An 8,327-nucleotide genomic window follows, 5' to 3' on the forward strand; every position below is an offset into this window, starting at 1 on the left:
AATAAATCTGCTCAATCAGCAAAATCTGCGAGAGAAATATTCAATAGGAACGGGCTTTAGCCCGTTTTATATTACATCAGCAATTCCATTGGCTTTAGCCAAAACCTAATTTTAAAATTAGTATATATAAAAAAGAAACTGTCTCAAAAGCCAAATTGTTTGACTTTTGAGACAGCTTCTTTTTCAGCGTATTATTTCTTAGAATAATACTTGTCTTTCAGATTCATAAAATAGGTTTCAGATTCTTTGAAACTATTGCTTTTCATGAATTTGATTACCACATTCAGATAGGCCTCTGAAGGAATAAAATCTGCTCCCATTTTTTCGGAAAACTTTTTATACTCTTCTTCAAGCAGTTTGGGATTTTTGGCCAACTGTTTTATATCGGTTCTGAAACCTTTAAATATAAATTTCAAGGCTTCATAATTTCCAGGATAAGAAACGGTTCCGTGGGTTTCGCCTTCAAAAAAGCGATGTTTATAGTTCAAAGAACCGTTCTTTTCTATAATTCCTTTAAACTCTTCAATAGCCTGCGTCATCTCAGAATTCCAGTTTTTCTGCTGTTCTTCATTATCTGCCTGGGAAACATACAAAGATTTTTTTGCAGGAAAGTTCTTATTCTTTTCCAGATACTCTTTCGTTCTTTTGATGGTTACTTTATTGTCCCACCATAAACTGGGATCATTCGCAACATAAGCATTGAAATAATCCGGATGCAAAAGAAAGGTATTAATGGCAAATAATCCTCCGAAAGAATGCCCTACCAACACAGAATAATCCTGAGTTCTGTAGTTTTTATTCATAAAAGGTTTCAATTCTTCCTGCATGAATTTCAGAAAACTTTCACCGCCTCCGCTATCTGCAAAAAGAGTAAGAGCAGGATTTACGGGACTTTTCTTTTCAGACTTTGTCGGGGTAAGATTTCTTGTTCTTTCTGTATTTTTAATTCCTACCACAATACACTCAGGAATATCGGCATAGGGTGTTCTGGCAATGAAATCTGCTAATCCTGTATAATATTCAAAATTGATTTCTCCATCTAAAAGATAGATCACCGGATATTTTGCGGGATTGATGGTATTGTCGTTATACGTTTTAGGCAGGTGAATCCAGATTTCTCTGTTTTCGTTCAAAACTTTTGAAAATACGTTTTGCTTCTCTCCTATCGTCAGTTTTTCCTGTGATTTCCCAAAGGTAAACAGTAAAAATAAGGGAAGATATATAATTTTAAACCAATTGTTCATGGTGTGAGTCTTTTCTGTGTTGATGAATGTTTTTAATTTCTTTATTCTTTTTGGGTGATTTGTTTCTTCGGCCCCACCAGATCAGGAATCCGGTAATCGGGAGACTGGTACAGATAATTCCGATGATGAAGGTGAATATTTTACCGAACATTCCACCCCAGTAGCCTACGTGAAGATCAAAATTCATGTGTTCTATTACTTCATGCATCTGAACTTCTTTAGGATAATCTATTTCTTTTCCGGTGTATTTGTTGGTTTCCATACTTTTCCCGTTGATAAGGCTTTTCAACCCGATAAACTGAGCGACTCCAACATGGTACACCGTTGCAGAATCATTTCTCGGAATACTCATTCTGAACTGTTTTGCATCAGGAAACTCTTTAAACTTTCTGTCTACAAAATCAGTATAAGTCAAAGCTTTCTTTTCCGGATCAAACTTAGGTTCATATTTTTCCGCAATAGTATGGGCATCTACGGCTCCTCCGAAAGCCTGCTGGGTAAGATTGGTTAAAACCTCATACGCCATAATCAATCCTGTAATGGTAATAAACACGGCCGGAAGCAATGAATAAAACCCAAAAACATTATGAAAATCGTAGTTTTTCCTGCGCCATTTTGTTCCGGATTTGATTTTAAAAGCAGTTGTTCTGGTTGTTTTGTTCCATTTTTTTGGCCACCAGAGAATCAGTCCGCCGATAAGCTGAACAAAAAAGATGATCGAGGCAATTCCGACCACCGTTTTCCCGAACTTTCCTGCCAATAGCTGCGCATGAATATGGGCTACAACATAGAAAAACTCATAGCTTTTTGTAGAGCCTATTACTTTTCCGGTGTAAGGGTTGAGATAATGATAAGCAAATACACCTCGCGGGCCACGGCCTTTTTTCTTCGGTTTTTCTGCTTTGTCCGCATTTTTATCTTTAGGCGGTTTGGTGGCTGATGCTACTCTGAAGCTTCTGTCTGATTCTTTGTACGTATCAAAATAGAACGCTTTTCTGTCCGGAACCTGCTGGTGAAACTGTACAAGCAATTCTTCAGGGGTCATTTTTTTTGCATGAGCCGGAGCCTGGACGTATTTCGCGCTTCCACCACACCAATCAATGATTTCGTCACAAAAGACGAATACAGTTCCAGAAAGAGTAACAGTAAGCACAATGATTCCGGACACCAGTCCGAGCCAAAGGTGCAGCCAGCCGGTGATCCTTTTGGTAAGGGATTTCCCCTGCTTTTTTTTAGGATTAGTTTTTTTATTCTCCATATCTTTTTTATCTGCTCAAAAATGGAAGGGTAGAAAATGCAAAGGCGCAATCGTATTTATAATGGCGTGTTTGTAAAGTGAAAAGAGTTATTTCTGCTGCCATTTACTTTAGCATATTTGAAGGCTTCAGAAATAAAAAGAGATTATAAATCAAATCGTTGCACCTTTGCGGTTTTCATCCTTATAGTTTCGTTGAGATTATTTTTGTTTTTTAGATTTAAAATTTGAATGCAAAATTGGCAAGGATTTCTCTCGGCTTCTGTGGCTGTCCGTAGAAATTCCAATAGTTTTCATTCAGCGCATTATTCATTTTCAGACCGATTCTGTATTTTTTCTTGTCATAGAAAATGGTAGCACCCACAGTAGTGTAAGAAGGAGCTAGAAAATGATTCACAATGTTGATGTAGGTTTGATCTACAAAATTAAATCCGGCTCCGAAACCAAGTCCTTCATAAGCACCATCCATAATTTTGTAACTTGTCCATAGATTGGCTACATGTTTTGGAGTCCAGGCGATTCTTTTTCCGCTGTCTTTGCTTCGGTCATCATATTTGTTGTCGTTATAACCATATCCGGCAACGATATTCCATCCTTTGAAAGGGTTCGCAATGATCCCTATTTCCAGTCCCTGACTTTTGATATTACCATCCTGAATACTTCCTATTCCACCCGGATCTGCAACCAGTCTGTTTTTAACATTAATATTATAGTAACTCACGGTCGTTAGTAGTTTTTTATGGAACAAATCCACTTTGAAACCTGTTTCAATCTGATTTCCCTGTTCCGGATCCCATTTTGTCAGAACACCGACTTCATTCAGTGATGGAGCATAGTTTTTAAATCCATTCACATAATTGGCAAAGAATGAAATCTCATCCTTTACAATTTCATACACCAATCCGAACTTTGGTGAAAATTGGGTCTGGCTGTAACCGGAAACCTTATTTTCAGCATATCCGTTTTTGGTAGAGATCTCTACACCATTTACCACCATATCATCATTTTTATAGCTATCTACTCTCAAACTGGCCATTACGAGTAAATTATCTGTGATATTTAAAACATTGGAGACATAACCACTGATCGTTCTGAAAGTTGTAATATCAGATTCTGTGGATTTTCTTTCTCTGTTCATGAATTTGTTTCTTGAGATCGGATCCCAAGCTGAAGAGCTATCAAGATTCACTTTGTCATAAGGCATGAAAACATTGCTGTATCCATTGGCTTCATAATAAGGGAACTGATATTTTGTTCTTTGCTGGAAGTAATCTATTCCTACCACCAGACGGTTTCTTAAACCTCCTATTTTAAAATCTCCTGTGAAATTCTGCTGGATATTGTCTGTGGTTACTTTAAAACTGTCGAAAGGGCGGATCATTCTTTCTACCTGATTATTATTCAGATATCTCAGCACTAAAAAGATCGACTCATTTTCATTGGCTTCCCCTCTTTGATAAGAGGTTCTTGAAGTCCATTGATCATTGAATTTATGGGTAACCTCAGCCATTGTTACAAAATTGGTTCTTTTGGAACCGATGTCATTACTGGTAAATGCTCTTTTGTAAGCGACTTCCAGGTCTTTCATGGAGTGGAGAGTCAGCTTTTCTGAGTTTCTTACATAAGCATTCAATGTTTTGTCCGGAGCATGGAACTCGGTGTCTAACGTTACTGTGGTTTTATCACTTACTTTGTACAAAACACTTCCGGAGAAAAATAATCCTTTGTTGTAGCCCGCATCCTGAAAAGAATCCTGAGAATAGGCTGCGACATTGAATCTTGCCAATGCAGTTTTTTCTTTATTCAAAGGGGTATTCACATCTGCTGTGATCCTGTTCATTCCCCAGCTTCCGGTAGTATAATTGATAATTCCTCCGAAGTTTTCCTGTGGTTTTTTGGTTACAATATTCACCACACCACCATAGTTGGCTAATGTTCCTCCGAATAAAGTTCCGGATGGGCCTTTTATTACTTCTACTCTCTCGATATTAGCGATCTCAGATTGTACTCTTGGATTTTGAATCAGTCCGTTTCTGAAACTGGCATTGGAACTGAATCCTCTCATAAAAATATCGTTTCCACTGTCATTGACACTGTTGCTTACAACAACTCCCGGAGCAGAAGCCATGGCTGTATTGAAGTCCATTGCTCCCATTTCACTGATGATTTCTTTGGGAACGAGGTTGTAAACGGTTGGATTTTCAAGGTTTTCAAGAGGAAGTCTTGCGATAGATTCAGATTTTTTGGTTCTGTAATTGTGAGTTCCCTGGAGCGATACGGATTGAATTTCAGCCACTTTAATGGTATCCGTTTCCTGGGCACTCAGCATCGTTACGGCTAATAGAGCTGCAGAAATAATAGTTTTTTTCATGTTTATAATTAAGTTAGTTCTGCAAAATTATCTTATTTTTATTAATTCTAAATAAAAACATGATACAAATCATAAAACTTTTGCAATGAAATAACCCATTAATAAAGGATTCTATGAAAATAAACAGCAATTGGAGTTTAATTTTTTCTTATCTTCATGACTCCATATCAAGCTAATTATTGATTATAATTTTCAAGAAATGAAGAGCAATAACCAAGAAACTATTCAGCAATTTCTACAGTTTATGTCGGAAAGAAATCTGACAGAATTAACCAACCTTTTTTCTGATACTGTAGACTGGTATATACCTGGAGATGAACAAAAAGCGCCCTGGCTGGGAGTAAGAAACAATAAACAGGAAGTCGCCGAATTTTTTGAACTGCTATGGAAATATACGGAGCCTGTTTCTGCAAAAATTGATCATATTTTTACCGATGATGAAAATGCCGTGATTACAGGAGAATTTGTAACGAAAATGCTTGAAACTGGGAATATTGTAGAGTCCTTATTCTGTATTCAGATGCGTATTCAAAATCATAAAATTACACGCTACAGACTACTGGAAGATAGTTTAGCAGTTTCAAAGGCTTTGGATAAGTAGTTAAAGGCTATTTATCTTATTGATAACAACATACATTGGATATTTCTTAAACCATTAAGAAGGATTTAAGCAGTAAAGCATAATTAAGTTAAGATAAATCATTCTGATTTTTAAGCATAAAGCGAAGCTCATCTTAATAGTCTAAATACCTTAATGCGATCTTAATGTTTCAAAAAAGTTTAAACAAGTTTATTATTAATGAGATTCTTTGAACAATGCGCACAGAACTTTTTTCTGTGTCAGAATTACATTGCTATTAATGTCTACAATTATCTTTTATATAACGGCAGCGGCCATCATCGACATATAATAATTGGCGCAATGCAGTGCGTTAATTAAAACGATTTCTTTTTCCGGAAAGGTTTCATAGGCATCAGAGGTGGTTATCTGATATTCGTAATTCATGGAAGTCCATTTCAGGTGGGGTTTTATAATTATCAGCTCTACGCCGTCCTGATCTGTAAGGACAAATGATTCTTTAAAAATACCTCTGTGTTTAAAAAGATAGCCATTTTTAATCCCATCAAAATAGGTCTGCACCACAATTTCCCCGTTCCAGTTCATTCTGAATTTCAGAAGTACCCTTTCATGGTCTTTAAGCTCAATCGTAGTTCCCCAAAAACCTTTTGGCTCTACCTGATAGGTTTTACCATCTGCAATTTCAATGACAGCATTAAATTTAAACCAGCTTGTATAAGTAAGTTTTCCAATTAATCTTTCTTCTCTTGTGACCTCGAAAGATAAAGAATTGCTTGATTTTGCGTAATATTCTGCCATGGTTATATTTTGATTTGGTGGAATTTTTATTAGTTTTTAAATACTAATAACAGCCTGAATTTTAACGCTCTAATTTATAAATAATTCGGTAAACATCATCTATTTTTAAGCTAATCCGATAAAAACACTTCCGAATTCATTTTAACCCTGTTTTTTGTATTGAAAATTTGCTTTTAAATGTATGAGAGCATGATAAAAAAATCACTTAATTGCTTTCAAACCAGTACTTCCATTTTTCATCATCAATTCCAAATTTCCCCTGCCACCATCTTGCGGGATAACCAACATCATCATTCCTAATGGGTCTGTGTTCTCTTTCCGGATAGGTAACATATTGATCTGCATACCCAAAATGAGCATCATCATGTAAAATTCCGATAACTCCCAAAATTTCCAACAATCCTAATCTTTCTTCATCATTTGATTTTACTGTTTTGGCGATTCTCTTTTTAAGTTGAGAAATTCTGTCGCCGGGTTCTGATGTTTCAATAATTTCTTTCAGTTCATTGAGAATCCTGTAGTCATTTTCGGTAGGTTTAACGACCGGAAGTTTTGGAAACTGTTCTACATCAAATAAAACCTGGATTAAACTATCAAAACAACATCCATCTTTGTATTTGAAATAATTGATGGTATTGAATTCGATAGGATCTTCAAACTCATAAGTATGAAGCCCGCATATCGCACAGATATCTTCATTAGGTTCCGGACTTGGCGTAAAGCTATGCTCTTCCAGACTTTCTGCAATGCAATAGCTGGATAAAAATGATCGGTATTCCAGTTGTCTTGTACTTAAACTGTACACAAAAGCATCCACAACTTTCTGCTTTTCAATACCAGCGACAGCCCTTTTAATTCTTCTGCAAATTTCATCATGACTTATCTCTTCCTGATCATACATTACAGAATGTTTCTTTGCATACTCAAAATCATCTTCAGAGATATACTGCATATAAGTTTCCCAATAAAACCAATCCCTTACACTTTCGTTCTGGGAAGTTTTTATGGTGTTGAGTAAAATTTGTATTGCTTTTTTATCCATTACAGCTTTTTCCTTTATTCGATTTTATAAACATAACTCTTACTGATATATCTGCTTTTATTTATTAATTCTGAAGGATAAAATATGGTTCCATTAATCTCAACACTTTTAATTCTATATCTCCAGCTTCCATTATGGCTTGTGTAAATTTTTGTTGTTGAATTTGGATAAAGCTCAAGGACAATGGAAGAATCTTTTATTTCTATTTTTTCAAGAGACTTTGGATTTTTGATTTTATAGAAAGACCGAGGTGACAATATTCCATTTTCATAATTAAATGCAAAGCTGCCGCCTCCATTATCAATTGCTTTTGAGATGGGATAACTGTAATTGATCTTAATTATTTTTTTGGAGCCAGTAAGGTTTTGAATATAGAAATCAGTTATCCAGGAACATCCTGAAAGCACTGCTACGAAAATACAACATAGAAATCCTATCGTAATTGATTTTATACTCATTATATTGAAGTTTAAATGGCTTTTGCAAAAGTAAACAGAATCCTTTATTTTTTCTGGATTAAATTGATAAAAAAAATCCCACAAGATAGACTGCACCCAAAAGTTTAGACAAAATTAAACAATATTATTATATGAAAGAGTTCGGTACTGTACCGGACTCTTTCCTTTTAGATTAAGTCTTATCCTGTCGTTATTGTAATACTTGATATACTTCTTTATTTCTTTTTTGAGCTCATCAATGGTTTTAAATTTCTTAGTATAGAACATTTCAGATTTTAAAGTTCCAAAGAAGTTTTCTATTACTGCATTATCCAGACAGTTTCCTTTGCGGGACATACTTTGGATAATGCCTTTTTCTTTTAACAGGTGCTGATAGGCTTTCATCTGATATTGCCAGCCTTGATCAGAGTGGATAATGAGGTTTTCAGTATTTTTAATTTTTCTGAATCCTTTTTTGAGCATATTCACAACCTGCGCAAAGGCAGGCCTTTCTGAGAGATCGTAACTGATAATCTCGCCATTGTAAAGGTCAATTATCGGCGAAAGATACAATTTACTGCCCGAAACGTTAAATTCTGT

The 8,327-nt window shown here is 35.5% G+C and carries 8 protein-coding genes; 1 reads left to right on the plus strand and 7 read right to left on the minus strand.

Annotation, left to right across the window (positions count from 1 at the left end; genetic code table 11):
• Window positions 1-191 precede the first annotated feature (191 nt).
• The 3 genes from DDF69_RS15795 to DDF69_RS15805 form a co-directional block, all read right to left on the minus strand.
• Window positions 192-1,244 carry an alpha/beta hydrolase gene (locus DDF69_RS15795; protein WP_114821613.1) on the minus strand — a complete coding sequence of 351 codons (1,053 nt, stop codon included), beginning with the start codon at window positions 1,242-1,244 and terminating at the stop codon, window positions 192-194.
• On the minus strand, window positions 1,228-2,502 hold the full coding sequence (locus tag DDF69_RS15800; protein ID WP_114821614.1) for a PepSY-associated TM helix domain-containing protein: 1,275 nt from the start codon (window positions 2,500-2,502) through the stop codon (window positions 1,228-1,230). The genes DDF69_RS15795 and DDF69_RS15800 overlap by 17 nt, the downstream gene beginning before the upstream one ends.
• 217 nt (window positions 2,503-2,719) lie before the next feature.
• Window positions 2,720-4,870 (minus strand): TonB-dependent siderophore receptor, encoded by a 2,151-nt coding sequence (locus DDF69_RS15805; protein ID WP_114821615.1) that lies wholly within the window; start codon window positions 4,868-4,870, stop codon window positions 2,720-2,722.
• Between the two features lie 199 nt (window positions 4,871-5,069).
• On the opposite strand from DDF69_RS15805, the gene DDF69_RS15810 reads away from it, so the two are divergent.
• Window positions 5,070-5,471, plus strand: a complete 402-nt coding sequence (locus DDF69_RS15810) for a nuclear transport factor 2 family protein (RefSeq protein ID WP_114821616.1) — start codon at window positions 5,070-5,072, stop codon at window positions 5,469-5,471.
• A gap of 276 nt (window positions 5,472-5,747) precedes the next feature.
• Here DDF69_RS15810 and DDF69_RS15815 read toward each other — a convergent pair whose 3' ends face one another.
• The 4 genes from DDF69_RS15815 to DDF69_RS15830 form a co-directional block, all read right to left on the minus strand.
• Entirely contained in the window at window positions 5,748-6,248 is a 501-nt protein-coding gene (locus tag DDF69_RS15815; RefSeq protein ID WP_114821617.1) for a hypothetical protein, read from the minus strand.
• A gap of 205 nt (window positions 6,249-6,453) precedes the next feature.
• Window positions 6,454-7,290, minus strand: a complete 837-nt coding sequence (locus DDF69_RS15820) for a hypothetical protein (RefSeq protein WP_114821618.1) — start codon at window positions 7,288-7,290, stop codon at window positions 6,454-6,456.
• 14 nt (window positions 7,291-7,304) lie between these two features.
• Complete coding sequence (locus tag DDF69_RS15825) at window positions 7,305-7,748, minus strand: hypothetical protein (RefSeq protein ID WP_114821619.1); 444 nt, start codon at window positions 7,746-7,748, stop codon at window positions 7,305-7,307.
• 114 nt (window positions 7,749-7,862) lie between these two features.
• Window positions 7,863-8,327 (minus strand): IS3 family transposase (locus DDF69_RS15830; protein WP_114820850.1); only part of this gene is annotated, 465 nt, incomplete at its 5' end.

Source organism: Chryseobacterium sp. KLBC 52 (assembly GCF_003347605.1).
Lineage (GTDB): Bacteria > Bacteroidota > Bacteroidia > Flavobacteriales > Weeksellaceae > Chryseobacterium.

Excerpts from the sequence above, each read along its gene's own strand:
- DDF69_RS15795 (WP_114821613.1), bottom strand. The coding sequence starts at position 1,244 with ATGAACAATTGGTTTAAAATTATATATCTTCCCTTATTTTTACTGTTT.
- DDF69_RS15815 (WP_114821617.1), bottom strand. The coding sequence starts at position 6,248 with ATGGCAGAATATTACGCAAAATCAAGCAATTCTTTATCTTTCGAGGTC.
- DDF69_RS15820 (WP_114821618.1), bottom strand. The coding sequence starts at position 7,290 with ATGGATAAAAAAGCAATACAAATTTTACTCAACACCATAAAAACTTCC.
- DDF69_RS15825 (WP_114821619.1), bottom strand. The coding sequence starts at position 7,748 with ATGAGTATAAAATCAATTACGATAGGATTTCTATGTTGTATTTTCGTA.
- DDF69_RS15810 (WP_114821616.1), top strand. The coding sequence starts at position 5,070 with ATGAAGAGCAATAACCAAGAAACTATTCAGCAATTTCTACAGTTTATG.
- DDF69_RS15800 (WP_114821614.1), bottom strand. The coding sequence starts at position 2,502 with ATGGAGAATAAAAAAACTAATCCTAAAAAAAAGCAGGGGAAATCCCTT.
- DDF69_RS15805 (WP_114821615.1), bottom strand. The coding sequence starts at position 4,870 with ATGAAAAAAACTATTATTTCTGCAGCTCTATTAGCCGTAACGATGCTG.